Origin of the sequence: Bifidobacterium favimelis, from assembly GCF_037963085.1 — a bacterium.
Classification (GTDB): Bacteria; Actinomycetota; Actinomycetes; order Actinomycetales; family Bifidobacteriaceae; genus Bombiscardovia; species Bombiscardovia favimelis.
Genome location: NZ_JBANDZ010000002.1, coordinates 21,485 through 46,389, shown reverse-complemented (window position 1 = coordinate 46,389; position 24,905 = coordinate 21,485). Strand labels below are relative to the sequence as shown.

Annotated in this window: 19 protein-coding genes and 1 pseudogene; 2 read left to right on the top strand and 18 right to left on the bottom strand. The window is 62.0% G+C overall.

Annotation, left to right across the window (positions count from 1 at the left end):
• The first annotated feature begins 145 nt into the window (after positions 1 to 145).
• On the top strand, positions 146 to 2,026 hold the full coding sequence (locus V6584_RS06600; protein ID WP_340469957.1) for an alpha/beta hydrolase: 1,881 nt from the start codon (positions 146 to 148) through the stop codon (positions 2,024 to 2,026).
• Between the two features lie 58 nt (positions 2,027 to 2,084).
• Here V6584_RS06600 and V6584_RS06595 read toward each other — a convergent pair whose 3' ends face one another.
• The 11 genes and pseudogenes from V6584_RS06595 to V6584_RS06545 form a co-directional block, all read right to left on the bottom strand.
• Positions 2,085 to 3,329 (bottom strand): family 1 glycosylhydrolase, encoded by a 1,245-nt coding sequence (locus V6584_RS06595; protein WP_340469958.1) that lies wholly within the window; start codon positions 3,327 to 3,329, stop codon positions 2,085 to 2,087.
• A 97-nt stretch (positions 3,330 to 3,426) separates the two neighbouring features.
• A complete protein-coding gene (locus V6584_RS06590; RefSeq protein ID WP_340469959.1) occupies positions 3,427 to 4,278 on the bottom strand; it encodes a carbohydrate ABC transporter permease in 852 nt (283 codons plus the stop codon).
• Positions 4,275 to 5,249: a carbohydrate ABC transporter permease gene (locus V6584_RS06585; protein WP_340486314.1), complete on the bottom strand. Its 975-nt coding sequence runs from the start codon at positions 5,247 to 5,249 to the stop codon at positions 4,275 to 4,277. The genes V6584_RS06590 and V6584_RS06585 overlap by 4 nt, the downstream gene beginning before the upstream one ends.
• Positions 5,250 to 5,278: 29 nt before the next feature.
• Positions 5,279 to 6,559, bottom strand: a complete 1,281-nt coding sequence (locus V6584_RS06580; protein ID WP_340469962.1) for an ABC transporter substrate-binding protein — start codon at positions 6,557 to 6,559, stop codon at positions 5,279 to 5,281.
• 219 nt (positions 6,560 to 6,778) lie between these two features.
• A complete protein-coding gene (locus V6584_RS06575) occupies positions 6,779 to 7,807 on the bottom strand; it encodes a LacI family DNA-binding transcriptional regulator (protein WP_340486311.1) in 1,029 nt (342 codons plus the stop codon).
• 317 nt (positions 7,808 to 8,124) lie between these two features.
• On the bottom strand, positions 8,125 to 9,573 hold the full coding sequence (locus V6584_RS06570) for an MFS transporter (protein ID WP_340469963.1): 1,449 nt from the start codon (positions 9,571 to 9,573) through the stop codon (positions 8,125 to 8,127).
• A gap of 31 nt (positions 9,574 to 9,604) precedes the next feature.
• Entirely contained in the window at positions 9,605 to 10,528 is a 924-nt protein-coding gene (locus V6584_RS06565; protein ID WP_340469964.1) for a nucleoside hydrolase, read from the bottom strand.
• 4 nt (positions 10,529 to 10,532) lie between these two features.
• Positions 10,533 to 11,393 (bottom strand): energy-coupling factor ABC transporter ATP-binding protein, encoded by an 861-nt coding sequence (locus tag V6584_RS06560; RefSeq protein WP_340469965.1) that lies wholly within the window; start codon positions 11,391 to 11,393, stop codon positions 10,533 to 10,535.
• Positions 11,390 to 12,238: an energy-coupling factor ABC transporter ATP-binding protein gene (locus V6584_RS06555; RefSeq protein WP_340469966.1), complete on the bottom strand. Its 849-nt coding sequence runs from the start codon at positions 12,236 to 12,238 to the stop codon at positions 11,390 to 11,392. Before V6584_RS06555 ends, V6584_RS06560 begins: the two co-directional genes overlap by 4 nt.
• Complete coding sequence (locus V6584_RS06550; protein ID WP_340469967.1) at positions 12,235 to 13,053, bottom strand: energy-coupling factor transporter transmembrane component T; 819 nt, start codon at positions 13,051 to 13,053, stop codon at positions 12,235 to 12,237. Before V6584_RS06550 ends, V6584_RS06555 begins: the two co-directional genes overlap by 4 nt.
• 185 nt (positions 13,054 to 13,238) lie before the next feature.
• Positions 13,239 to 13,880, bottom strand: a pseudogene (locus V6584_RS06545) (ECF transporter S component); the annotation flags it as partial.
• 140 nt (positions 13,881 to 14,020) lie between these two features.
• On the opposite strand from V6584_RS06545, the gene V6584_RS06540 reads away from it, so the two are divergent.
• Positions 14,021 to 16,003, top strand: coding sequence for a PfkB family carbohydrate kinase (locus tag V6584_RS06540; RefSeq protein ID WP_340469969.1), 1,983 nt, complete (start codon positions 14,021 to 14,023; stop codon positions 16,001 to 16,003).
• Here the strand turns inward: V6584_RS06540 and V6584_RS06535 are convergent.
• The 7 genes from V6584_RS06535 to V6584_RS06505 form a co-directional block, all read right to left on the bottom strand.
• Positions 15,990 to 16,550: a heat shock protein transcriptional repressor HspR gene (locus tag V6584_RS06535; RefSeq protein WP_340470011.1), complete on the bottom strand. Its 561-nt coding sequence runs from the start codon at positions 16,548 to 16,550 to the stop codon at positions 15,990 to 15,992. The two genes, V6584_RS06540 and V6584_RS06535, sit on opposite strands and share 14 nt — an antisense overlap.
• Positions 16,551 to 16,626: 76 nt before the next feature.
• On the bottom strand, positions 16,627 to 17,634 hold the full coding sequence (locus V6584_RS06530; protein ID WP_340469970.1) for a DnaJ C-terminal domain-containing protein: 1,008 nt from the start codon (positions 17,632 to 17,634) through the stop codon (positions 16,627 to 16,629).
• A 157-nt stretch (positions 17,635 to 17,791) separates the two neighbouring features.
• Positions 17,792 to 18,619, bottom strand: coding sequence for a nucleotide exchange factor GrpE (gene grpE, locus V6584_RS06525; protein WP_340470012.1), 828 nt, complete (start codon positions 18,617 to 18,619; stop codon positions 17,792 to 17,794).
• A gap of 1 nt (position 18,620) precedes the next feature.
• Positions 18,621 to 20,504, bottom strand: a complete 1,884-nt coding sequence (dnaK, locus tag V6584_RS06520) for a molecular chaperone DnaK (RefSeq protein ID WP_340469971.1) — start codon at positions 20,502 to 20,504, stop codon at positions 18,621 to 18,623.
• 551 nt (positions 20,505 to 21,055) lie between these two features.
• Complete coding sequence (locus V6584_RS06515) at positions 21,056 to 21,937, bottom strand: carbohydrate ABC transporter permease (protein WP_340470013.1); 882 nt, start codon at positions 21,935 to 21,937, stop codon at positions 21,056 to 21,058.
• A gap of 102 nt (positions 21,938 to 22,039) precedes the next feature.
• Entirely contained in the window at positions 22,040 to 23,110 is a 1,071-nt protein-coding gene (locus tag V6584_RS06510; RefSeq protein ID WP_340469972.1) for an ABC transporter permease, read from the bottom strand.
• A gap of 98 nt (positions 23,111 to 23,208) precedes the next feature.
• Positions 23,209 to 24,855 (bottom strand): type 2 periplasmic-binding domain-containing protein, encoded by a 1,647-nt coding sequence (locus V6584_RS06505; RefSeq protein ID WP_340469973.1) that lies wholly within the window; start codon positions 24,853 to 24,855, stop codon positions 23,209 to 23,211.
• Between the last annotated feature and the right edge of the window lie 50 nt (positions 24,856 to 24,905).

Here is a 24,905-nt window from a genome sequence, read left to right as displayed (position 1 = left end):
CCACTGCATACTCTTCATTTCTGCTGCACATATTCCCATTACACCCCTTGGAGACCCCACTGCCACCCGCATAGCCTGGGGAAGGAATGTCCGCATGAGACCCGGAGGGACCAAAGGAATGCTTCTTCCGGAAAAGGAGAGAGACATGAAGCGACTATTCCCCACGAAAGCCCACAAGTGGCTGTCTGTATCCTTGATCCTCTGCCTGATCAGCGCCATTGCCACAGCGGCCATCCAGTGCGACTTCGGCAGGGTGAAGGTGGAGCACGTCACCATGGAGAGCATCAGCGGCCACCGCCTTGCAGGCAACCTCTATATCCCTTCCTCGGCCACCAAGCAGCACCCGGCCCCGGCCATCGTCGTGGCCCACGGGGGCAACAACACCAAAGAGATGCAGGACGTCTTCAACGTGGAGTATCCCCGCCACGGGTACATCACCTTCTCCATCGACATGTACTCTCATGGAGAGTCGGAGAGCCTGCCGGAAACCGAATGGTTGGACGGTGGCAGAGGCCTGTACGATGCGGCCAGATATCTGACGACCCTCCCCTTCGTCGACTCCGACCAGATCGGGCTCTCCGCCCACTCCAGAGGCGGCAAGGGAGCCAGCGAGACCGTACAGTTGGACAACAAGGCCGACAGGCGAATCATCAGGAACGTCTTCCTCAATTCCAGCGACCCCATCTACAAGGACGACGACGGCAAGTACACGGACGTGTACCAGGATAGGAACATCGCCGTTTTTTCGGACCGTCTGGACTCCTTCTTCTTCACCGAGAAGGGCTTCGTCGGCGGCACCTACAACAACAAGGTGGCCCGCCGGCAGCGACCCCTGACCCAGGCCAGGAACTACATCAAGACACGCAGCGCCCAATCCTTCCTCAATTTCGGCCTGGACCCCAAGGAGGGAGGAACCGAAGAACGGGGATTGGACAGGGTCTACTCCAAGACCTACGAGGACGGCGGCAAGGGTACCAGGCAGATTTTCTCCTCCATGCAGATACATGGGATGGGAACCTTCTCCATCAGCACTGCCCGTGACGCCCTGATCTTCTTCAACCGAGTGGCCCCCACCTCCCTGTCCGGCGACCCGAACAACCAGATTTGGCTCTGGACCGCCCTCTTCGCCCTGGTGGGCTTCGTAGGCATCGTCCTCTTCCTTATCTACTTCGTGCTGGTCATCGTGCAATATGGGGCATATAAAAAGGCAATCGTGGCCGACGAAGTCCAGCTTGCCCCGATTCGGAGGGGGGACAGGTCATGGTTCTGGATCTGGCAGATCCTTGGTATCGCCTTCTCCATCTTCGTGGCCTGGTCCCTGTCCATGCTCCAGGTCAACTCCTTCCACAATGGGTTCTTCCGCCAGGCGACTCCATTCTTCTACGGCATGTGGGGCCTGCTCAACGGAATTTTCAACATCGTCGTCTTCACGGCTTGGTACCGCACCCGGGGGCGCAAGAGGAATTTCGACCTGAGGCAGACCGGGGTGGTCATCCCCCGCCGGGCCGTCTGGAGGACCATTCTGATCGGCCTGCTGGGCATCCTGGCCCTGGTCGGCATCATCTTCGCCGCCGACTACCTCTTCCACACCAAGTACGCCCTATGGCAGTGGAACTTCTTCTACTTCCCGGCCGGCAAGATTCCTGACATGCTCAAGGTCCTCCCCCTTTTCCTGGGCTTCTTTGTGGTCAACTCCCTGGTGGTCAACTCCTTCAACTACAACACGACGCTGGGCAGGAGCAAGACGGCCAACACCATTTGGATGTCACTCCTGACCGCCGCCGCCCCGGCCATCCTCTGCCTGGGCTGCTACGGGTACTTCTATCTGACAGGCTGGAACCCCTTCTTCGGGGGCAACTCCTGGACCTCCGAAACCATCGTCACGATGATTCCCGCCATGTTCTCCGCCTCCTTCGTCTCCCGCAAGATCTATGAGAAGACCAAGAACCCCTACCTGGCGGGCATCCTTATGGGTCTGGTCATGACCCTCCACTCCTGCCTGACCACCGAGACCCTGCCCATGTGAGGGCGATGGGCCAGGCCTGGTGCGGGCCCATCCCCGCACCAGGCCTCTGCCCTCGGCATCACCTGTGATCCCGGATGATCCGCGCATACTCGTCGGCCGCGGCTGTCCTGACCCTGTCGAAGGAACCTTTTCGATTGTCCGCCAGGTCCCATAGGCCCATCCCGGACAGGTAGGAGACTGCCGGGTCTTTCCCATACCGGTAGGACCAGTCGATCATGTCGAAGAGGGACCACCAGGTGTACCCGACCAGGTCCATCCCCCCTGCCCGCAGGTCATCGACCGCTTGGACCGACTGCTTCAGCCAATCAATCCGCTCCTCCACCGGACCCGGCCAACCGGTCTCGGTCAGGTAGACCGGCAGACCGTAGCGGTCGGCGAAGAGGGTCAGGACCTCCGTAAGACCGGCCACGCCGTCGTTGCGGAAGGGCATGGGGTCCAGGGGGCTGCCGCTGTGGGGGTGGCCGGCCACGTATCGGACCGTTGAGACCTGGGGGTAGTAGTTGACACCAATCACGTCCGGCCGCACGGCGTGGGCCTTGTACCAGTCCAGATCCAGGTCGCCGAACCCGTGAGCCTGCAGCCAGGGCAGGAGGGGGTGATCACCGCCCACCTTCCCCATGATCAGGTCTTCCACCAGGAACCGTCTGCGGTCGGCGAAGGCCACCTGGTCCGGGTAGGCGTCCCTGTCACCTACATAGCGGAAGGAGGCCTCCACGTTTACTAAGACCGCCGAGGGGTCCGCCTCCGACAGAGCCTCATATGTCAGCACCATCCCCCGGGTCAGGCTGCGCAGGATGGCGGCGAAGCCCTCCTCCCCCTTGAAATACGGGGGCCAATATCCGTACTGGCCGCAGTAGAGGGCGTTGAGGAGGGGTTCGTTCATGGGGGTGTACACCCTCAGCCGGCCCCGGTAGCGGTCGGCTACAGCCTTGGCGTATTCCGCCACCCAGGAGGGGTAATCAGGATTGGCGAACCCCCCCTCCAGCCAGGTCGGGGTCCCGTAGTGCATCAGATCCACGATCGGTTCCAGATTCAGGGCGCAGAAGCGGTCCACGACCTGGTCCAACCAATCGAAGCGGAAAGCGTGGGGGGCGGTGTTGATCCGGTACCAGGGGATCCCCCACCGCACCTGGTCCACCCCCAGGGCGGCGGCCAGGCCCAGGTCATGAGACCAGTGCTCATAGTGGCCTGTCAGGGCGTACTCATCGAGGGGCCTCATGCCCGGCCCGGCCTGGGGGATGAAAGTGTCCTCGAACCCCACCGAGAAGTTCAGTCTCCTACCTGCAAACAAACGGTCCGCCATCCGGCGTCCTCCTTTTCCATTCCACCCTTCAGGGCGTCCTACCTGCCTCTCGGCCCTCATCTGCATCCCGTCTGCGCACAGCCTGGCGGGCTCCTCCTCACCCCTTCATCCCGGTCATGGCCACCCCCTCCACGAACTGCCTTTGGATGAAGGCGAAGACGATGACCAGGGGGATGGCGGCGATGACCGAACCGGCCATCATGATTCCGTAGGGCACGGCCCCGCCGACCGATCCGTTGAGCATGGACAGGCCCGCTATGAGGGTCCGGTCCTCCGTCCGATTGGTCATGATCAGAGGCCACAGGAGGTCATTCCAGTTGTTCATGAAATTGAACAGGCCAAGTGTGAAAAGGCCCTGTCGGGCATTGGGAAGGACGATGGACCAGAAGACCCTGAACTCTCCGGCCCCGTCCAACCTGGCGGCGTTGTCCAAATCCCTCGGCAGGGACACGAAGAACTGGCGCAGGAGGAAGATCCCGGCCACATCCGCCATCCGGGGCATGACCATGGCGACCATGGTGGAGGAGGCCATGACCCCCAGGGAGGCCAGCATCCTGTAAAGGGGGATGAGAAGGGCCTGGTAGGGAATCATCATGCTGGCTATCAGGACGACCAAGAGGGTGTTGCGCCCTCTGAAATCCAGACGTGCAAGGGCATAGGCCGCCAGAGAGTCGAAAACCAACGAGCAGACCGTGACCGCCGATGCAAAAATCAGCGAGTTGAGGAACTGCCTGCCCACGGGCACCCGCTGGAAGAGGGCCAGGTAGTTGGCCATGGTCCAAGAGGAGGGGATGAAACGGGGTGGCCAGGAATTCACGTCACGATCCGGCGCGAAGGACGTGATCAGACAGACCAGGAAGGGGAAGACCGTCACGGCCGCCGTAGCCGCCAAGACCAGGCAGACGGCCACCCGGCCGGCCAGGTGTCGCAGGAGGGAGGGTCTCGTCATAGGTCCTCCTTTTCTCGGCGTGCGTTGAGGACCAGCTGGATTACCCCGACGAGGAAGGTGACCAGGAGGAGGACGTATGAGAGTGCGGACGCCCCCGCCAGATGGAAATTCCTGAACCCCTCGGTGTAGATGCGGTAGACCATGGTCTCCGTCATGTGGTCCGGCCCGCCCGAAGTCATCACGTATATCTGGTCGAAGGCCTGGAAGGCCTGTATCAGGGCCATGATCACGACGTAGGTCATCGTCCCTGACAATCCTGGCAGCGTGACGGCCCGGAAGCGCTGCCAGGGGCCGCAACCATCCAGGTCGGCCGCCTCGTAGAGCTCGCGCGACACCCCCTGCAGACCCGCCAGGAAGATGACCATGAAATAACCGAAGTTCTTCCAGATTCCCACGGCGGTCACCGTAGGCAGGGCCCAGGCTGTGCTGCCGAGCAGGTCACCCATGTGGATGCCTACCTTCGACAGCCAATAGGGCAGGAAACCCAGATTGGGGTCAATGATGAACTTCCACGCCATGGCGGCGACGGCCATCGAAATGACAAAGGGAAGGAAGATGACCGACCGCAGGAACCCCCTGAAGGGCAGGTCGTCGCGGTTGAGGAGGATCGCCACCCCCAATGCGACGGCCACCAGAACCGGGACGTAAATCAGTGTGTATATGGCCGTGTTCAGCATGGCCCTCAGGGTCACTGGGTCGGAGAAGAGACTTCGGTAGTTTGCCAGACCTACCAGCGAGGGGCGGTTGAACCCCGTGGCATCGGTGAAGCTCAAATAGAGGGCGCTGAAGGCCGGGTAAAAGACAAAGGCCCCGATGATGATGACCGCCCCGGCACAGAAGACCCATGCCAGCCTGGCCTGGGACCTGCCGGGCGATGGTCTGCGGCGGGCCGGCGCGTCGGCCGTCACTATCTGCCTTCTCGGTCGGTATGGAGGCCGGATGCGTCCGGCCCTCTGAACTGACGGGTTCATGGATGGACTTCCTTTCATCCTCCTTTGGCTCACTTGTCAATCAGCGACTGGATCCGGTCGTTGGAAGCTTTGAGGATGGGTCTGATATCCCCCTGGGAGGCGGAGATCTTGGGCCCCAGGGCGTTGAGCTCGGACTGCACGTCGGCGAATCCGGTCTTCAGGCTGCCCAGGAGCAGCTTGGCCCTGTCCATGTATGGGGAAATCTGGGCGATCAGGGGGTTGCCCTTCAGCTCCTCACCCGTTATGTCCGTCCTGTTGGGAGGATAATTGGCCTCGGTGGCCCAGGTGATCTGGTTGCGGTGGTTATTGAAGAAACGCATGAACTCGTAAGCCCCCTCCCGCTTGGACTTGTCCTGGCCGACCTGGGAGGTGACATACCAGTAGAGGGAAGCCGCCTGGGTCACCCGGGCAGCCGGCCCGGCGGGAAACTCGAATGTACCGACGTCAATCCCTTTGTCCTTTGCAGTCTGAGCCACCCAGGGACCGATGAAGAACATGGCGGCCTTGCCGGAGACGAAGAGGGTCTGGGCATCGGTCAGTGAGATGTTGGAGGGGGAGAACCGGGGGGCGTAGACCTTGTCACGCCAATACGTCATGGTTTTCACGGCCTTGTCTCCATCCAGGGTGGCCTTGCCCCCCTCGACCAGGTCCGAGCCTGCGGCCTGGAGGAAGGTTGGGATGTAGCCGCTCTCCTTGTCGGCCAGTGCGATGCCGTACTGCTCGGGGGTGCCGTCCTTGTTGGCATCCACGGTCAGCTTCCGGGCGAGGTCTACCAGGTCGTCCCAGGTGGCGGGAGCTTGCCCCGGGTCGATCCCCGCCTTCCTGAAAGCCTCTTTGTTGTAGTAGACGGAGTAGGGGGCATGGCCCATGGGCACCCCGTAGTGCTTCCCGTCCAGCATCCCGTCCTTGACCACGTTGGCCCGGTAGACTTTTGTTTCATTGGCGGGATCGGCATAGAAGTCGTCGGTGGGCAGGAAGGCGCCCTGGGTGATGAAGCCCCTGGCCGAGTCTGCCTGGTAGGTCAGGATGTCCGGCCCGTTCCCGGCCGACAGGCCGGACATGAGTTTGTCGTTGATGACATTCCAGGGGTTCTTCTCCGCCTTGACCCTGTAATGCTTCTGTGAGGCGTTGAAATCCTTGATGATGGCCTGGAGGGTATCACCGTCCTTTTCCGTGAACCCATGCCATAGGGTGATGGTTGTCACCTTGTCTGCGCCCTGTTCGGTGGACTGGCCGCCGCAGCCCGTCAGTCCCACACCCGCAGCCAGGGCAAGGACCGCAGCCAGGACCCTGTTCGCCTTTTTCGTCATGATGATCGCTCCTGTCTTCATTGACCGGCCGACAGCCTGCGAGGGGTGCCGACCCGTTTTCTCCTGGAACCTATGTGGAACCGGCACGGCACCTGCCGCCGGCCGATTTCATCGATGAAATCTAACTCGGTTCTTTTTCATCGATGAAACCCATCATAGCACCCTTTTCTACGATGAAAACTCGGCGTTTCCAGGTGACCCAATCAGATGACAGAAAGGTCAGGAGACCTTCCGGGTGGACTGACGCTCCACAAGCCGAAAGTCGACCTCGACCACCTTCCGCGGAAAATCCGTCTGGGAGGACAGACGACGGACCAGGCCCTCCACAGCATACTCGGCAATCTGCTCGATGCCAGGGTCGACCGTGGACAGTGAGGGAATCAGGTACTGTGATTCGTCGTTGTCGTCGAATCCGATCACGGCCACGTCACCGGGGACCGACAGGCCCCTGATCTGGAGGGCGGTCATGGCCCCCGCCGCAACCTGGTCGGTGAATCCGAATACGCCGTCGAACCGGATTCTCCTCTCGCAAAGATCATTGATCGCCCGGAACCCATCCGACCGATGCCAGGCCCGGGTGACGACCTCCAGGTCGGGGTCCGGCTGCAGGCCGTGCGCCGCCAAGGCCTGACGATATCCCAGGAAACGCTGGGCGGAAGGACCCACCTTCTGGCCCGCCCCCAGGCCCAGGGCCACGATTCGGCGGGATCCCCCCCGGATGAGGAGGTCCGTGGCCGCCTGGGCGGCATCGGTGTTCCGTATCATCACATGGTCGTACTTGGGCCTTCCCTCGCACTGGGCCAGGACAACGACCGGAATCCCCAGGTCCATCCTATCCAGCTCCTCGGGGTTGATTTCCAAGGGGCAATATATGACCCCGTCCGCCAGCTGGCCGCGGACCCGGCGCAGGGCCTGTCGCTCCGTGGTGGGACTGGACAAGGTGGGTTCGATGATCACACTCATGCCGTGGGCCTGGGCCTGTGTGATGACGGCGTTGGCCAAGTCGGCGAAATAGGGCATGGTCAGGTCGGGCAGGGCCAGGGCGATCAAGCCGGCCTTGCCCTGCTTGAGTCCCCGTGCGGACAGGTTCATCGTATATCCCAGTTTGTCGATGGCCTCCCAGACCCTCTTGCGGGTCTCTTCACGGACAAAGGGATAGTCGTTGACCACGTTCGACACCGTTCTGGCAGTGACGCCAGCCACATCGGCGACATCCTGCATCGTCACCCTGCCTGAGCCCTTTCCCACAGCGCCTCCAACCTTCTCGGGTGATGACGGACCGGCATTCAACCGTTTCCGGCCCCGACCCCTGTTTTCACAACCATCGTAAACGCAGGGGGTGCTTCAGCGGCGGCCGCGCCCCTTGACCCGGCATCGGGGAACCCTGGCCCGGGCCGACCGCGTGTATTCGATCCGCCGGGACTCCTGAGCTCTGCCGGGCCGTCGATGGGGTCCCTGTCCGGAATCCATACACGAGAGGGCCCGGAAGGTGTGGTCTTCCGGGCCCTCTCGATGTTCAGGCATTGGCGCGAGGGGCCCTGCCGATAAAGGCAGGCCCCCTCCGATCAGTCTTCGTCCTCGGCCACGCGGGAGCGGCTGTAGATCATCTTCATCGAGCAGATGAAGATGACCAAGGCGGCCAGGATGACCACACCGCCGACCAAGAAGACATTGGCATAGGTCGATGCCAGACCGGGCTCTGTGCCAGCTGGACTGCCTGCACCCATGGATCCGTTGGCCATGAGCTGGCCGAACAGGGCCACACCGACGGAACCGGTGATGGCCTGGATGAGGTCGTTGAAGCCCAGCACACGGCCGGACTCTTCGGGCTCCACGGTCAGTGTGGCCGTGTCGACGATGGGCTGGTAGAAGAAGGAGGTGCCGAAGTAATAGATGCAGGGGGCAACCGCCAGGGCCCAGATCTTCCCGGCCGGGATGAGCAGGGCGATGGCGATCAGGCCGCCGCCCATGCAGGCAAGGGCCAGGATGACCGATGCCTTGCGGCCGATCTTCTGGATGACGGGACCTGCGGCGAAGCCCATGACGCCGGCAAGGATGATGGACCAGACCAGGAGGTTGGACACCTTGGAGGAGTCGATCCCGTAGACGTTCAGACCGATGGCGTTCACACCGGCGTTCAGGGTGTAGCTGAAGAAGTAGCCCACGAAGATCACGGTCATGGTCATGGCGAAGGCCGGGTTGGTCAACATCTTGGGAGTGATGAAGGGGTTCTTGGCCTTGTTGATGTAGATGACGAAGGCCGCCAGGGTGACCAGGCAGGCAATGCCCCAACCCCAGTTCATGTCGGTGAAGAACATGGTCACGGCGGCCGCGAACAGGCCGATCAGGGTGAAACCGACACCGTCGATGTGGGCGCCTGCCGCATGCTGGTCAGGCAGGTTCTTGGCCAGGACGGGCAGGAAGAAGACGGCCAGCACGCCCACGCCGAAAAGCCAGCGCCAGTCGAGCAGGGTCATGTAACCGGCCAGGAAGACACCCAGAGCGGCGGCGAAGCGGAAGACTGCAACGAAGACCCCATACCACAGGACCCTCTTCCTAGTCTCCACATACTTGGAAACCAAGACCAGGAATATGGAGCCGGACACCTGCCAGCCTGCCGACTGGATGACGCGGGCGGCGATGACGATCCAGATGCTCAAGGTCCCGAAGCATCCCAGGACGGAACCGAGGACGAAGACCACGGTGCCCATCAGCATCATCTTCTTCAGGGAGACGAAGTCGCCCAGGGACCCGTAGATCACGCAGACGATGCCCAGGACGATGCCGGGCAGGGAGGTGATCAGGGGGGCCAGGTTGGGCTGGTTGAGCTGCTTGCCGATGTTGACGTAGATCATGCCGAAGGCCTGCTGCTGCAGGACACCCAGGGTGAAGATGATCAGGACGACCGGAATGGCGACACGGGCCATCTTGTTCATCCTGGCGAATTCCGGAGTCCCCTCCTTGGGAACGGGTATGCCGTTGCCCTGGGTCTGGGAGACTGTTGTGTCGGTCATTGCTTTCCTTTCTTTTCTCTTTGGGGGAGCTTTACCGGCGCCGGACGCGGCTGATGCGGTCCACGAAGTGTCTGCGGAAACCATCCACGTTCACATCGACGCAAATATCCATGTTCTTGTTCTCGGAGAGGATGCCGTCGTAATCCACGACCGTGGCCCCCATCGTCAGAGGGCTGGAGATCTCCACGTCGGCGAAGGCCTCGCGCATGGTGAAGAGGTCGGGTTCGATCAGGGCCAGGGCTGCGGAGGGGTCGTACATCTTGATCCCCTCTTCTATGTGGCCGCCGTCGTAGGACCTGAAGAGTGAGCTGACCATCGTCCCTACCTCACCGGCCGCGTCGAGGGCATCCAGGTCGGAGGCGACCAGGTGGGCCTTGCGCCCGATGTCCAGTCCGACCATGGTCATGGGCAGGCCGCTGCGGAAGACCATCTTGGCGGCCTCGGGATCCACGGATATGTTGAACTCCCCGTACACGCCGATGTTCCCGCGCCCGGTGGAGCCGCCCATCATGACGATCCTGTCTATGCGCTCACGGACTTCGGGGAAGGTGGCCAGGAGGAGGGCGATGTTGGTCAGGGGGCCAAGGGTGAGTATGGTGACCGGCTCCTCGCTCTCCATCAGGACCCGGCGCTCCTCCAAGACCGCGCTGCCTTCCGTCAGCAGGCCCCGATCGGGCTCGGGGAATTCGAAGGACCCCATGCCCGATTTGCCATGGGCCTCTGTGGCGAAGCGGTTCTCCCTCATGAGGGGGGCGGCCGCACCACGTGCCACGGGAATCCTGCGGCCCAGGAAGGTCAGCAGCTTGAGGGCGTTGTCCGTGGTGTGCCCGATTCCCACATTGCCCGAGACCGATGCGACCAGTTTGATGTCGACATCGGGTTCATCGACCAGAAGGGTGATGGCGGCCGCGTCGTCGATACCAGGGTCGGTGTCGATGATGAGAGGTCTGGTCATTCTTTCACTCCTTTTCCTGTCTGTCTTCACATGCTTCACTTGTCCGACAATCCTGGTTTCGCGCCCTCGCGGCCTTAAGCGCCTGCACGAAGGCGGGAACTGTGAAGACGGCCCCATCCAGGCCTGCCTTCTGCGCCACCCTCGTGATGGGGGGCGGGGTCACATAGGCCTGCCGCAGTACGTCGGCCTGGGTGAAGACCTCCTCCCGCGGCCCGTCCATGAGGACCCTTCCCCGGTGCATGAGGACAACACGGGGAAAGTTCCTGGTGACGAACTTCATGTCGTGTGAGATGGTGATGCAGAGCCGTCCCTCACCGCTCAGACGGGAGATGATGGCGGCCAGGCGCTCGTTGCCTGCCCGGTCCTGGCCGCAGGTGGGTTCGTCGAAGATCAGGGCGCCGGTATCCATCATCAGGACGGAGCCTATCGTGCAGAACTTCTTATCGGTGGGGCTCAGATCGAAGGGATGGGTGTCCAGCCGGTCCTCCAGGCCTACAAGACGGGCCACGCGATCCATCCTGGCCCTGGTCTCATCGGCGCTCATGCCGATCTGACGGGGCCCGAACTCGAACTCCTTGCGGACGCTGTCGAGGAAGAGCTGGTCGTCGGGGTTCTGGAATATGTAGCCCACCTTCCGCGACCAATAGGAGGTGGGGGCGGTGCGCACGTCCTCCCCGTCCACGAGGACCCGGCCCGATGTGGGTTTGAGAATCCCGTTCATATGCTTGGCCAGCGTGGTCTTGCCCGCCCCGTTCTGACCGATCAAGGCCACCGGGCGACCACCCTCCAGGGTCAGGTCGACCCCGTCCAAGGCCTTGTGACCGTTGGGGTATACGTGTCCAAGGTTGTCGATGACGATCTTCATCCGATCAGCCCCCTGACCGCCCGGACCGCCTGGTCCTCGCGCAGGGGCAGGCCTTTCAGGTCGAAACCGGCTTCCCGCAGACCCAGACCCAGTCTGACGTAGTCGGGGAGGTCTATCCCCCACTGTCCGGCCCTGGGATCGGTGAAGACCTCTTGGGGAGTGCCCAGTGCGGCCACCCTCCCCTTGGACAGGACCATCACCCGGTCTGCGCACCTTGCCACCCGCTCCATGTCATGGTCCACCATGACGACTGTGATTCCATCGGCGTTCAGATCCTTGACGATGTCGAATATCTCCTCGCTGCCCAGGGGGTCCAGCTGGGCGGTGCACTCGTCCAGTACCAGGATCCGGGGTTCCATGATGAAGGCGGACCCGAAGGCCACACGCTGGACCTGGCCGCCCGACAATTCCAGAGGGTTCCTGTCCAAGAGGGTTTCGATGTGCATGAGGGAGGCCACATGGGCCACCTTTTCATGCATGGTTTCACGTGGAACGCCATGGTTGCCCAGGCCGTAGGCCAACTCCTCGGCCACTGTGCCAGCCGTGTAGGAAAGCTGGTTGAAGGGGTTCTGAAAGACCAGGCCTATGGTCTTGGAAAGCTCGGCTATGGTGGAATCTGCCACCGGGTTGCCAGCCACGCTCACCCCTCCCCTGGACCTTCCGGCGAAATAGTGGGGAATCAACCCGACCAGGGCATTGCAAAGGGTGGACTTACCGGCCCCGTTTGCGCCTATGATGCAGAAGAAGCTGCCCTCCTCCACCTGGAAATCCAAGCGTTTCAGGGCGCTTGATCCGGCATCGCGATAGCGGAAGGAAAAATCCTCCACCTGGATTATGGCGCTCATGCCCGTCCTCCCCACTGGATCGCCAGGCGGAGCAGTCCCGCCCTGTCCATGAGGCAGGCCGCCAGGACCAGGACAAGGAAGGCCAGGAAGAAGACAGTGACCAGGGTGTCCGAGACCCCCCATCCGGCCTTCAGATAAGAGGTCCGGCGGACCCCCTTGATGCCGAACCCCCGGGTCTCCAGGGTCATCCCCCTCTCTTGGGAGTCTGTCAGGGAGGAGAGGACGACAGGCCCCAGAAGGGGGATGAAGGCCCTTGCCCGTGACAGGAAGCCGCCTCTGGTTTCAAGACCCCGGGCGTGCTGGGCCTCCTCGATGACCTTGACCCTCCGCTGCATCTGAGGGACCACGTTCAGGGTGGCCAGGACCAGGTAGCCCACCTTCGAGGGGATGCCGACCTGCGTCAGGGCCGCCACCAGACGGCCCATGTAGGTGGTCTTGCCGGTCAGGTAGAAGCCGCCCAGGAAGACCATGAGGGTGACCACAATCTTGGCCGCATAGAGGCTGCCCTCAAGTCCCAGCCTGGCGAAGCCCAAATCCGCGATGACCACGGTGTTCCTCGGGCTGAAACAACCCTGGATGAGTAGGAGCATGGCCGTCACCGGCAGGCCGAACCCCAGCATGACCTTGGAGAAGCCCGGCAGGATCCCGGCCAGGGCCGACAGGGCGAAAAGGACCACGATCAGGGCCAGTCCCAGCATGAAGTCCGGCCACAAGAGGGTGGCCAGACCGAAGGAGACGATGCCGACGACCTTGGCCAGGGGATTGACACGGGCAAGGGGCGAGTCGGAACAGTCGGTCTGCATGGAACCGGGCATCACTCGCCCGCCTCCGTCACGCCGGACCGACTGGCGGACGGGCGGCAGTCACCCGCCCGGGTGCCTCCGGACCCTTTATCGCCGTCCGCTCCTTCATGATCCGGATCGTCGGTGCCTTCCAGGTCATCCAGGTCATCCAGGTCATCCAGATCATCCAGATCATCCAGATCATCCAGATCATCCAGATCATCCAGATCATCCAGATCATCCATGTCGTCTTCATCCTCATCCCCCTCCAGGGCATACTGGCTGAGGAAACGCCTGGGTATCCGCCTGACGATGATGCAGGCGATGAGGACGGTGATTCCCTTATCCACCAGATTCTCCAGCATGGAGGAGGAGAGGACGGAGAAGAGGATGTTCTTCATGGTCACGACCAGGGCCGCCGTCAGCACGGAGGTCCCGTTGACCCCGGTGGCGCCCCCATAGACGAAGACGGTGATCAGGGAGGCCGTGACGGTATTGACCAGGGCGCAGGCCAACCAGACCAGGACCACGCCCCAGACCTTTTTGAAGAGACCGGCTTTGACCATGTAACCGACGACCAGGGCGCACAGGACACTGGAGAGGGCATAGGGCAGATAGACCGGATTGGCCACAAGGGCCAGGAAGAGGTTGGTGAGCAGACCGCACAGAGCGGCCACCCAGGGGCCGGAAAGGCAGGCGATGACGGTGGTCCCGATCATATCCAGGAAGAGGGGGAGCTTGAGGGTCGAGCTCAGGGTGCCGCCGATCAGGTTGATGCCTACGGCTATGGGTACAAGGACCAGGGACTTGGTCGAAAACTGCGCGGCGATCCCCCTCAGGAACGCCCTTCTCTTAGCCATCTCTTGCCGCCTTTGGTCCTCGACTGCATGCCTTTCGTTTCCGCACTGGCGCGGATAACGGACAGGAACCCGCACTTTGAGAAACAAGTTTCCTAAAATGTTTTCGCAACGACGATATCAAGGCCTCCCCAAGGTGTCAAATGGGCGCGGACCAGGCCCTGCAGGTAGTATTGGATGGCGACGACTCGGGAGGCAGGGTGAGCATGAACATCAAAGACATCGCCGGGCTGGCCGGCGTCTCCACCTCCACCGTCTCGAAGATCGTCAACCACAAGGATGCCGACATCACCGACGCCACCCGTCAAAGGGTGTTGGACCTGGTCAGACGGTACCATTACGTCCCCTATTCCTCAGCCAAACCACAGACGGCCAGCTGGCGGATCGGGGTCCTGCTCAGGTCGTCCATCTCCATGGACACCACCCTGGACGGGATCATCAAAACGGCCCAGGCGGAGGGCTACGGGACCCTCGTCTTCGACAGCTTTTCAGACCGGGACCAGGAGGAGGCCAATCTCAAGGCCGCCCTGGAACAAAAAGTGGACGGAATCATATGGGAACCGGTCGGTCGTGAAAGTCTGACCCTGAAGAAACTCATAGAGGAGGAAGGGGTGCCGGAACTGACCATCGGCCCCCTGGGCGACGACCGCTCATCACTCCTGTCATACGAAGAGGCCGCCTACCGCATCACCCGGGAGTTGGTCGACCGCAAGCACGCCAGCATCGCCTGCCTGGTGACCCCGGGCAGGCGGATGGACAGTTTTCTCAGAGGCTACCGCCGCTGCCTGTTCGACCACAATCTGGAGTTCCACGAAGACCTTGTCTTCAGACAAGTGGACGATGAGACCTCAAGGATCATGGACGGCCGACAGGTCACAGGCGTGGTTGCCTCCCACTACCGTCTGGCCCTGGAACTCCTCCAGTACGCACAATCCCTCCACTACCGCATCCCCCAGGACTTCTCCCTGGTCTCCCTCAAGAACGACACCAGCGAGCCGCTCCGCTACCCGGGCAGCCCGGTGGTCTCCTCCTATACGATGAGAAACGCCGATTTCGGCTCTTACCTGTGCGGACGGATCATCGACACCATAGGGCACCGGACCACCAATCCCGAGACATTCGATCAGGCCTTCCACCTGGACGGGGAGAGCACCGTGGCCCCGCCTCCCCTCATGCGTCGCAAGAGGATAGTGGTGGTCGGCAGCATCAACTTCGACACCTACCTGACGGTGCCCGACCTTCCCAGGGCCGGCATGACGGTCAGCACCCACACCTATGCCTCCACGCCAGGGGGGAAGGCGGCCAACCAGGCCATCGGGGCGGCGCGTCTGGGGCACAGGGTCTCCCTGATAGGCAATGTCGGCAACGACGCCACGGCCGACAAGATCTACGGATCCATGAGAAGGGCCCATGTGGACACGACCGGAATCAAGAGGGTCACGGGACGAGACACCGGCAAGGCCTATATCTTCGTCGACGACAGGGGTGAGTCGACCATATCCCTGGTCGCAGGGGCCAACGCCACACTCACACCGGCCGACATCCGCGGCAGGAAAAGGCTCTTCGAAAACGCCGCCTACTGCCTGGTCCAGACGGAAATCCCCCTGGATGCCGTCCAGGAGGCATGCCGCACCGCCCGCAGGCACGGGGCCAAGACCATAGTCAAACCCTCTTCATGCACCTCCCTGCCCGGAGGAATCCTTGAAGAGACCGACATGCTGATACCCAACCTAAGCGAGTTGGAGACCATCTGCCCCGGTGGCGGGACCAAGGTGCAGAAGGCCGAACGCCTGATAAAGGCCGGAGCCGGCATGGTCATCATCACGGAGGGCGAGCGCGGCTGCACCCTGGTCACCGGAAAGGGGCACCGGACCTTCCCGGCCCGGAAAACGCGGGTTGTGGATGACACGGGTGCCGGGGACGCCTTCATCAGCGCCCTGGCCGCCTGCCTCCTGGACGGTGTGGACCTGGAGAAGGCCATCTTCATGGCCAACCAGGCCGCGGCCTTCAGCGTCTCCCAGGAGGGTGTCATCCCATCCATGGTGGACCGTCAACAGCTTGAATGCCTGATGAGCCGGAAGGAGGCCCCGGAGGGACGGGGCCGGGCGGGGGTCAGCCCCGTCTGACCCCCCAAACCACAAGGGACCTGGAGTGGGAGATCGTGGCCGGCATCCTTCTCCCGTCGGAACCGGACCGTCGCGTCACCGCGGAGGACTCCCGCCAACTCCTGGCCTCATACCTTTCCACTTCCGAAACCTCTCCGTCGGAGTCGGCGGCGAATACGACCGAGCCCGCCGGCCGCCTGCTGCGCCTCAGCTGACGCCTGAGCTGACGGTTCTCCTCGGCCAGGGCCAGTATCCTGGTCACCCCGGCCAGGTTGATTGACTCGTCCTGGCTCAGACGCTGGGCCTGACAGAGCCGGTCCACGTCCCGCAGGGAGTAACGCCGGGCGCCGCCATCCGTCCTGCGGGGGACGATCAACCCCAACCGGTCGTACTGGCGGAGGGTCTGGGGGTGGATGTCGGCCAGCCGACCCACCTGCCCCACACTGAAGACGGGGAGGTTGATGTCCATGCCGTCGTCATCGGCCGCGTCCAGGTCGGCCCGCTGGTCGACCAGGGCACGCGCATAGGCCAGATACATCTGCCTGACCTGTCTGTCCACTTTCACCATGTCCATCACTCCTTTCCCCGTATGCGGACACTCATTCACCCATCACCGCCCGGTCATAACGGCCGGAGCGGCAGCATCAGATCTTCAGGCGATCTTCACGGACCTGACCGTCGAACTCCTCGCTGGCCCTGGCGAACTCCTTGACGGCCTTTTTCTGGGCCAGGCCAAGCCGGCCGGGCAGGCGGATCTCGATCCGTCCGATCAGGTCCCCGCTGCCCCGGCGGTCCTGCACCCCGTGCCCGGCCAGACGTATCAGGTCGCCGCCGGAAGAGCCGGCCGGCACCTTGAAGGTGACCACCTGGTCGTCCACATCGCGCACCTGGACCTTGGCACCCAGGGCGGCCTCGGCCACCGTGACCGGCAGGGTGGTATGCACGTCCCTGCCCTCCATGGTGAAGCGGCTGCTGGGCTTGACGTTCACATGCAGATAGAGGTCCCCGTTGGCACCCCCGTTGGAGCCGGCATGTCCCTTGCCGGGCAGGCGGATCTTCTGTCCGTCGTGCACACCGGCCGGGATGTGGGTCTTGAACCTGGAGCCGCCCACGCTCAGTGAGACCGTGGCCCCCTTGACCGCCTGGCGGAAGGTGAGGGTTATGTCGGAGTTCCTGTCCTCACCCCTGACCGGTCGGGCCTCTTCACGGCTCTGATAACCCTCGTAGCCGGAGGGGCCTGCCCCCCGGCCGCCGAAGGCAGTGAATATGTCGGAGAAGTCCGGCTGGCCGCCGCCCGTGCTGAACCGGACCCGGCCGCCCGTGGGCGCCCCTCCCCCGAACATGGAACCGAAGATGTCGGAGAAGGCATCGGTGTTGAAGCCACTGCCGCCGGAACCCCCGGCGAACCTGGCGCCGCCCATGCCGAACTGCCGGATGGCGTCGTACTTCTTCCTCTGCTCCTTGTTGCTGAGCACGTCATAGGCCTCGGAGATGTCCTTGAACTTCTCCTCGGCCTCCTTGGTCTTGTTGAGATCGGGATGGTATTTGCGGGCAAGCTTGCGGTAAGCCTTGGTGATCTCCGCATCGCTGGCGTCCTTGGAGACACCAAGGACCTTGTAATAGTCCTTGCTCAGCCATTCATTCTCAGCCATCCATGTCTCCTTTCCTCATGAAGTCCAAATATGTTCGGATACGGACCGATATGCCGATATGTGACGGGTCGGCGGCGGGGACGGGATACGCCCACCCCGCCGCCGACCCGTACGGCACCGGTCCGCTAATGCGATTGATGCAAGATCACACAGCCGCCTACTGCTCGGGCGAGGCCACGACCACCCGGGCCGCCCTGATCACCCTGTCACCGATCCGGTAACCGGCCTCGACCACCGTGTCCACGGTCTCCTTGGAGGCCGAGGGGTCGGGCCTGTGCAGGATGGCCTCGTGCTTGGTGGGGTCGAAGTCTTCGCCCTTCTGGCCGAACTTCTCAACCCCGAACTTCTGGAAGGCCTTGTCGATCTTGGTGGCCACGGCCTTGAAGGAATCGTCCAGGGCGCCATGCTCCTCTATCCGGTCGATGTCGTCCAGGGCGGGCAGGAGGGCGGTCAGCACATCAATGATTCCGTGCTGGCGAAAGCGCTCTTGCTCCTTGGCCGACCGGTTGCGGTAGTTGACGAACTCGGCCCGTTCGCGCTGGAGGGCCTCCAAGTAGTCTGCGGCCTCCTTCTTGGCCTGTCCCAGGGGTGTCAGACCATCCTCGGGACCGGAGCCGGCCTGCGGGCCATCAGTGGCGGCGGAACCACCAGCCTCATCGGATCCGGCAGCCCCGGCAGAGCCTTTCTCCTCAGGGCCGGTCTCATCCTGGTCGGCGCCGTCCGTGCTGGAACCGGTACCGTCAGCCTGATCCTGAGCCTGGGTCTGGGTCTGGTCGGATCCGGACTCGGAGGAAGTGGGGGACGAAGACGAATCCGTCCCTCCGCCATCCCGGCCGTCGGCCGGACCGGGGCCGGCGGTGTCCCGGGACTCGGCCCCGGTGCCACCGCCCTTCCCCGCCTGCTCAGCCCCGGCTGCCGAATCGCCTTTCAGCGACTCCATGTCAGCCATGCTGCGCAGGTAATCATCCTTGTCGAAGGCCGGCATGTCACTCGCCTTCCTTCTTCTTGTCATCGTCGTCAACGACTTCCGCATCCACCACATCGTCATCCGACGCTGAGGCCGAGGAGGAGCCGGTGCCCGAAGCCTGGCCAGCGCTGCCGGCATCCTGGGCCGAAGCCTGGGAATACAGGGCCTCGCCGATCTTCTGGGCGGAGGTCATCAGCTCGTTCTGGGCGGACTTGATCTTGTCCATGTCCTCACCCTTCAGGGCCTCCTTCAGGGCGTTCACCTTCTCGGTGACCTCCTTGGCCACCTCGTCGGAAATCTTGTCCTTGTTGTCGTTGACCAGTTTCTCGGTCTGGTAGGCGGCGGCCTCGGCGGAATTGCGGGTGTCGGCATCCTCACGGCGCTGCTTGTCCTCGGCCTCGTGGGCCTCGGCCTCCTTGACCATGCGGTCGATTTCGTCCTTGGGCAGGGCGGACCCGCCGGTGATGGTCATGGACTGCTCCTTGCCGGTCCCCTTGTCCTTGGCGGAGACATGCACGATGCCGTTGGCATCGATGTCGAAGGTGACCTCGATCTGCGGGACGCCACGGGGGGCCGGGGCGATGCCTGTCAGCTCGAAGGTGCCCAGAGGCTTGTTGTCACGGGCGAACTCACGCTCACCCTGGTAGACCTGGATCAGCACGGAGGGCTGGTTGTCCTCGGCGGTCGAGAAGACCTCGGAACGCTTCGTGGGGATGGCCGTGTTGCGGTCGATCAGCTTGGTCATGATCCCGCCCTTGGTCTCGATGCCCAGGGAGAGCGGGGTCACGTCGATCAGGAGGACATCCTTGCGGTCGCCCTTGATCACGCCCGACTGCACGGCTGCACCCACGGCCACGACCTCGTCGGGGTTGACGGTCTGGTTGGCCTCCTTGCCTCCGGTCAGTTCCTTGACCAGGTCCTTCACGGCGGGCATACGCGTGGAGCCGCCGACCAGGACGACGTGGTCGATGTCCTTGACCGAGATGCCGGCATCTGCCAGCACGTTGTTGAAGGGGGTGCGGCAGCGGCCCAGCAGGTCGGAGGTCATCTCCTCGAAGTGGGCCCTGGTCAGTGTCTCGTCCAGGTGGACGGGGGTACCGTCAGGTGTCATGGCCAGGTACTGCATGGAGATGCTGGTGGAGGTGGAGGAGCTCAGCTCCTTCTTGGCCTGTTCGGCGGCTTCCTTCAGCCTCTGCAGGGCGATCTTGTCCTTGGACAAGTCCACCCCGTACTTGTTCTTGACCTCGCCGACCAGCCAGTCGATGATCTTCTGGTCCCAGTCGTCGCCGCCCAGACGGTTGTCGCCGTTGGTGGCCTGCACCTGAATGGTGGAGAAACCGTCCTCGTCCTTGCCGATCTCCAGGAGGGAGACGTCGAAGGTGCCGCCGCCCAGGTCGAAGACCAGGATGCGCTCATCCTCCTTGCCCTTCTCCAGTCCATAGGCCAGGGCCGCAGCGGTGGGCTCGTTGATGATGCGCAGGACGTTCAGACCTGCAATCTTGCCTGCGTCCTTGGTGGCCTGGCGCTGGGCGTCGTTGAAGTATGCGGGGCAGGTGATGACCGCGTCGGTGACCGGCTCACCCAGGTAGGATTCGGCGTCCCTCTTGAGCTTCATCAGAATCTGGGCCGAAATCTCCTGAGGGGTCCACTTCTTGCCGTCGATTTCGACGGACCAATCAGTGCCCATGTGACGCTTCACCGAGCTGATGGTCCGATCCACGTTGGTGACGGCCTGACGCTTGGCCACCTCGCCCACGAGAATCTCGCCGGACTTGCTGAACGCCACGACCGACGGAGTCGTGCGGGCGCCCTCTGCGTTGACGATGACGGTGGGTTCACCGCCTTCAAGCGTTGCGATGCAGGAATTGGTGGTCCCCAAATCGATGCCAACTGCACGTGCCATATTCTTTGCCTCCTGATGATGCCTGGCGTGAGGTCTGCACCTCACGTCCTCGTTTCGTTACGTTTTCCGCTTCAGCTTCTTTCGCGGTCCACGGCCGACTCCCGTCGGCCCCGGGCGGCAGCCATGACGACCGCTTCCGAAACTTGAGCCTACATCACTCAACTTCGTGAGGCAAATATTATTCCCGAACCAGACGGAAATCTTCAAAGGCCGGCCGCGGCCCACCGGCTCCGGACGAGGACGGCACACGGGGCGAGCTGATGACGACGGCCGGTGGGCAGGCAGGGGCCATGAATGTCCTCAGACCGGTCTCCAGAACATCCTGTGATTCCAGGAGAACCAGGTGCGGCACTGACGGTCGCACACAAGGATGCCGTCTTCCCCCCCTATGGAACCGCCTTCTGCACCGGGTAGTTGAAGGCGGGCGCCATGAAGCACAGGAGCCGGCAGAGGCTGCCACGATGAAGGTATTAGGTCTGACCCGGATGGGGCTGGAGGGCCTCCGCGCTCCTTGGGCGGAGGCCGTTTTCACCAGTGGGAAGACGCACCCATTAACCTTTGATGGCCCCAATCATGACCCCCTTCTCGAAGTACTTCTGCAGGAAGGGATAAATGACGATCAAGGGGAGGCTCGAGATAATCATGGCTCCGTACTTGATCTGGTCGGCGAACTGCTGCTGCTCCTGCATGGCCTTGCCCGAGAGCATCTGCCCGGTCTGGGTCTGATTGGTCAAGAGCATGTCGCGCAGGACCACCTGAAGTGGCTGCCTGCCATAGTCGCGTATGAAGACCAGACCAGTGAAGAAGTCGTTCCAATGACCCACGAAGTAATAGAGGCCAATCACCGCGATGATAGCCGTGGACAGGGGCAGCGCAATCTTCATGAAGAAGCCGAAGTAACTGACCCCGTCAATCTGCGCAGCGTCGAAGAGCTCCTCGGGTATGGTGGTCTCGAAGAAGGAGCGGGCGATGATCACGTTGTAGACACTGACCGCCCCGGGCAGGATGAAAACCCACATGGAGTTGAGGATTCCCAGCTGCTTGTACAGGAGGTAGGAGGGGATGAGCCCCCCGCCGAAGAACATGGTGAAGGTGAACAGGAACATGATCGCACGCCGTGGTCTGAACTCCCGTCGCGACAAGGCGTAGGCGACCGGCATGGTCACGGCCATGTTGACCACGGTCCCCAACACCGAATAGATGATTGTGTTCCTGTAGCCGGTCCAAATCCTCGCGTCGGTGAGGACCCTCGAATAGCCCTTGACGTTGAACCCCTGCGGCCACCAGACCACGCTACCCAGAGAGACCAGCTTCTGGTCCGAGATGGAAGCTATGACTACAAAGTAGAGGGGATAGATAATTACCAGAACCACCGCGATGATCAGGAGCCAGACCATGGCCGTTATCAGCCGGTCGGCCGGCCCCTGTCGCATGGTGCCAGACCTGCGAGGGGCGGACCCTGTCGAGGATGCTCTTTCTGCCGTCATGAATCCGTCTTCCTTCCCTGCTTCCTGATACCACACACGACCGCCCCCTTAGAAGAGGCTGATGTCCGACACCCGCTTGGCCAACGTGTTGGCAAGGAGGATGAAGAAGAAGTTCACGACCGTATTGAACAGGCCTATGGCCGTGGAGTAGCTGAACTGGTTTGACAAGATGCCGATTTTATAGGTGTAAGTGCTTATCACCTCGGACACGGGCAGGTTCATGGCATTCTGCATGAGGTACACTTTCTCGAATCCGACCCCAAGGATGGAACCCATGTTGAGGATGAGGAGGATGGCACAGGTCGGCATGATGGTGGGTATGTCGATGTAACGGATAAGCCTGAGCCGACCGGCACCATCCACCTTGGCGGCCTCGTACAGGGATGGGTCGGCCGAGGACAAGGCTGCCAAGTAGATGATGGCGTTCCAACCCACGTGCTGCCAGACCTCGGTGATCCAGTAAATCGGGGTGAAGAAACTCGGGGACGCCAGAAGGTTGGCATCGCCGAAGAACCTCCCCACTATGCCGGTGCTCGGCGTCAGGAAGATGTTGATCATGGAGACGATGACCACCGTCGATATGAAGTGAGGGGTGTAAGTGAGCGACTCCACAAACTTCTTGGTCCTGGGACCGCTTATCTGGTTGATCAGGAGGGCCAGGATGATCGGGGCGATGAATCCCATGACCAGGGTCCATAGGCTGATTCGAACGGTGTTGACTATCAGCGACTTGAACATGGGGTTGGCGAAGAACTGACGGAAGTAGGCAAAGCCCACCCAGTCCCCTCCGGTCAGCCCCTTGCTGGCCTTGAATTTCCGAAAGGCCAGCTGGATTCCATACATGGGGACGTAGGAGAAAAGAGCGATGAAGCAGATGGCCGGCAGACTCATCAGCCAGAGCTGCCAGTAACGGCGGAAGTGCGCCACCAGGCGTGCCGTGGGCCCCGGCCGGGCCCCCTCAGGCCCGGCCGGCAATTCCCTTCGCCCAGGCCAGACGCGCCTGACGCCTGGCCGCACCGACCGCTTCCGTTCATCGGTGCCCGCCGGCACCCCCCTGCTGTGCCCGGAGGGGATGCGACCGCCGCCGTGGGCTTCGACTGAACCCTCTTGTTCTGTCATGCTATGCAACCGTCCCTTGTCCCTTGCCAGCCCCATGACTCTTCCCGGCCCGGCACAGCCCGTCCAATCCTCCCCGTGCCGGGCGCGACTTGAAGAGTTCAGAAGGTCTTGTACTTGGCCTTGTAGGTGTCGTAGGCCTTCTGCCAGATTCTGTTGTTGGAGTCCGCCCCCAGCTTGCCGACTTGACCGGTGAAGGTCTCCCAGTCCGCCTGAGACACCCCTTCGGCGATCCACTTGGCGATGACCGGGACCGCATAATTGAAGACGGCGGTGGTGTTGTTGGCGAAGGTGGCCTGATCCTCGTCTGGCAACTGGACATAGGAAGGCATGATCATGGTATTGGTGTCCACATTGTCATAGTTGGGTTTCTGCGCCTTATCTTCGACCGAAAGGAAATCCATGGCGTTATGCGTCTTGACCTCCACGTCCTTGCGCTGCCAGAAGAGGCCGTTGTCATCGAGGAAGGGCGTGTAGTTGATATCGGTCTTGACCTCCTTCTGGGAGTACTTATGCTGACCTGTCTCCTCCGTGTACTTGGGGATGTCGCCGAAGAGCTGCTCCACCGATATGCGCTCGTCGTACATGGCGTTGAGCACCTTGTAAGCGGCATCCTTGTTCTTTGCGCTCTCGGCCAGGGCCGCCCGTCCGGTGATGAAACTCTGGGGGGCGTAATCCCACGTGGGCTTGACCCCTTCTTTGGACCTGGGGGCGGCAATGGACTCATACTGCTTCTGCACATTGGTCCCGAAAGAGGTGCTGTCCCAGGCGACGGCGAAGCCGACAAGCGCCGCTTGGCCATCCCCCTGAAGGGAGGCTTCATACTTGGAATCGTCTTGGGTCATGGCATCCTTGGCAATCAAACCAGCCTTGTAGCATTTGTTGAGGAACCCAATCAAATCCTTGAACCTGGGGTCGGTCAATATGCTTCCGACCTTCCCCCCCTCCACGAAGAGGCCCTGGTTGCCGATTCCGCCGGATAGCTGCGTGGCCATCCCGGTGGAGTTGAGGAGCACGAAGGGGCTATACCATCCCAGTGCTCCAGACTCCAGTTTCTTCATGGCAAAGGGGATTTCATCGGCCTTGCCGTTCCCATTGGGGTCCTTCTCTTTGAAGGCCAAGAGGACCTGGTAGAGCTCATCCCAGGTTGTGGGAACCTTCAGCCCCAGCTTGTCCAGCCACTGCTTGTTGATATAGAGATGATGCCCGGACTGCACGTATGTCTCGGAACCGGGCAGCCGGCGAGCCGAGGGGAGGGTATAGAGCTCCCCCTGCAGGTTTTCGCTGTTCTTCCTGGCATCAGGGTACTGCCTGAAAAGCTCCTTGACGTTGGGCATGGCATCCAGGTGATCGCCCAGATTGACGAACTGATCCTTGTTCTGAGCCACGTCGCTCAAGCCGAAAGCACGGATGGATATGTCCGAGAGGTCCTGGGATCCCAACACGGAGTTCTTCTTGTCATTCCAGGTGGTGTCCTTGGATTCAGTCACCTTGATGTTGCATCCGCATTTCTTCTCGATTTCTTTGATCCAGCCCATTTTCTCAATCGGCTCCGTATCCTGCCGCTTGACGAAGAGGATCTCGACCACAGGCCTTCCGTCAGCGTCGACAGCCTTGTCCGACCCCCCGCAGGCGACCAGAGGCGTCAGAAGGGCGATTGCCAGGAGGGCTCCAGCCCCCCTGATCATCTTGAGGCGGCCATGTCCGCGGCCGACACTGGCCGCTTCCTTCCATACGATTGTCCCCACTTCGAACTCCTTTATTCGACCGACAATTTACTTACTAACTTGTTTGTAAG

What these genes read in the sequence shown, in the direction of transcription:
- V6584_RS06530 (WP_340469970.1), bottom strand. Translation starts at nt 17,634, where the DNA reads ATGGCTGAGAATGAATGGCTGAGCAAGGACTATTACAAGGTCCTTGGT.
- V6584_RS06535 (WP_340470011.1), bottom strand. Translation starts at nt 16,550, where the DNA reads ATGGTGAAAGTGGACAGACAGGTCAGGCAGATGTATCTGGCCTATGCG.
- V6584_RS06510 (WP_340469972.1), bottom strand. Translation starts at nt 23,110, where the DNA reads ATGACAGAACAAGAGGGTTCAGTCGAAGCCCACGGCGGCGGTCGCATC.
- grpE (WP_340470012.1), bottom strand. Translation starts at nt 18,619, where the DNA reads ATGCCGGCCTTCGACAAGGATGATTACCTGCGCAGCATGGCTGACATG.
- V6584_RS06600 (WP_340469957.1), top strand. Translation starts at nt 146, where the DNA reads ATGAAGCGACTATTCCCCACGAAAGCCCACAAGTGGCTGTCTGTATCC.
- V6584_RS06565 (WP_340469964.1), bottom strand. Translation starts at nt 10,528, where the DNA reads ATGACCAGACCTCTCATCATCGACACCGACCCTGGTATCGACGACGCG.
- V6584_RS06555 (WP_340469966.1), bottom strand. Translation starts at nt 12,238, where the DNA reads ATGAGCGCCATAATCCAGGTGGAGGATTTTTCCTTCCGCTATCGCGAT.
- V6584_RS06540 (WP_340469969.1), top strand. Translation starts at nt 14,021, where the DNA reads ATGGGCGCGGACCAGGCCCTGCAGGTAGTATTGGATGGCGACGACTCG.
- V6584_RS06550 (WP_340469967.1), bottom strand. Translation starts at nt 13,053, where the DNA reads ATGCCCGGTTCCATGCAGACCGACTGTTCCGACTCGCCCCTTGCCCGT.
- V6584_RS06515 (WP_340470013.1), bottom strand. Translation starts at nt 21,937, where the DNA reads ATGCGACAGGGGCCGGCCGACCGGCTGATAACGGCCATGGTCTGGCTC.
- V6584_RS06560 (WP_340469965.1), bottom strand. Translation starts at nt 11,393, where the DNA reads ATGAAGATCGTCATCGACAACCTTGGACACGTATACCCCAACGGTCAC.
- dnaK (WP_340469971.1), bottom strand. Translation starts at nt 20,504, where the DNA reads ATGGCACGTGCAGTTGGCATCGATTTGGGGACCACCAATTCCTGCATC.
- V6584_RS06580 (WP_340469962.1), bottom strand. Translation starts at nt 6,559, where the DNA reads ATGACGAAAAAGGCGAACAGGGTCCTGGCTGCGGTCCTTGCCCTGGCT.
- V6584_RS06585 (WP_340486314.1), bottom strand. Translation starts at nt 5,249, where the DNA reads ATGAACCCGTCAGTTCAGAGGGCCGGACGCATCCGGCCTCCATACCGA.
- V6584_RS06595 (WP_340469958.1), bottom strand. Translation starts at nt 3,329, where the DNA reads ATGGCGGACCGTTTGTTTGCAGGTAGGAGACTGAACTTCTCGGTGGGG.
- V6584_RS06570 (WP_340469963.1), bottom strand. Translation starts at nt 9,573, where the DNA reads ATGACCGACACAACAGTCTCCCAGACCCAGGGCAACGGCATACCCGTT.
- V6584_RS06590 (WP_340469959.1), bottom strand. Translation starts at nt 4,278, where the DNA reads ATGACGAGACCCTCCCTCCTGCGACACCTGGCCGGCCGGGTGGCCGTC.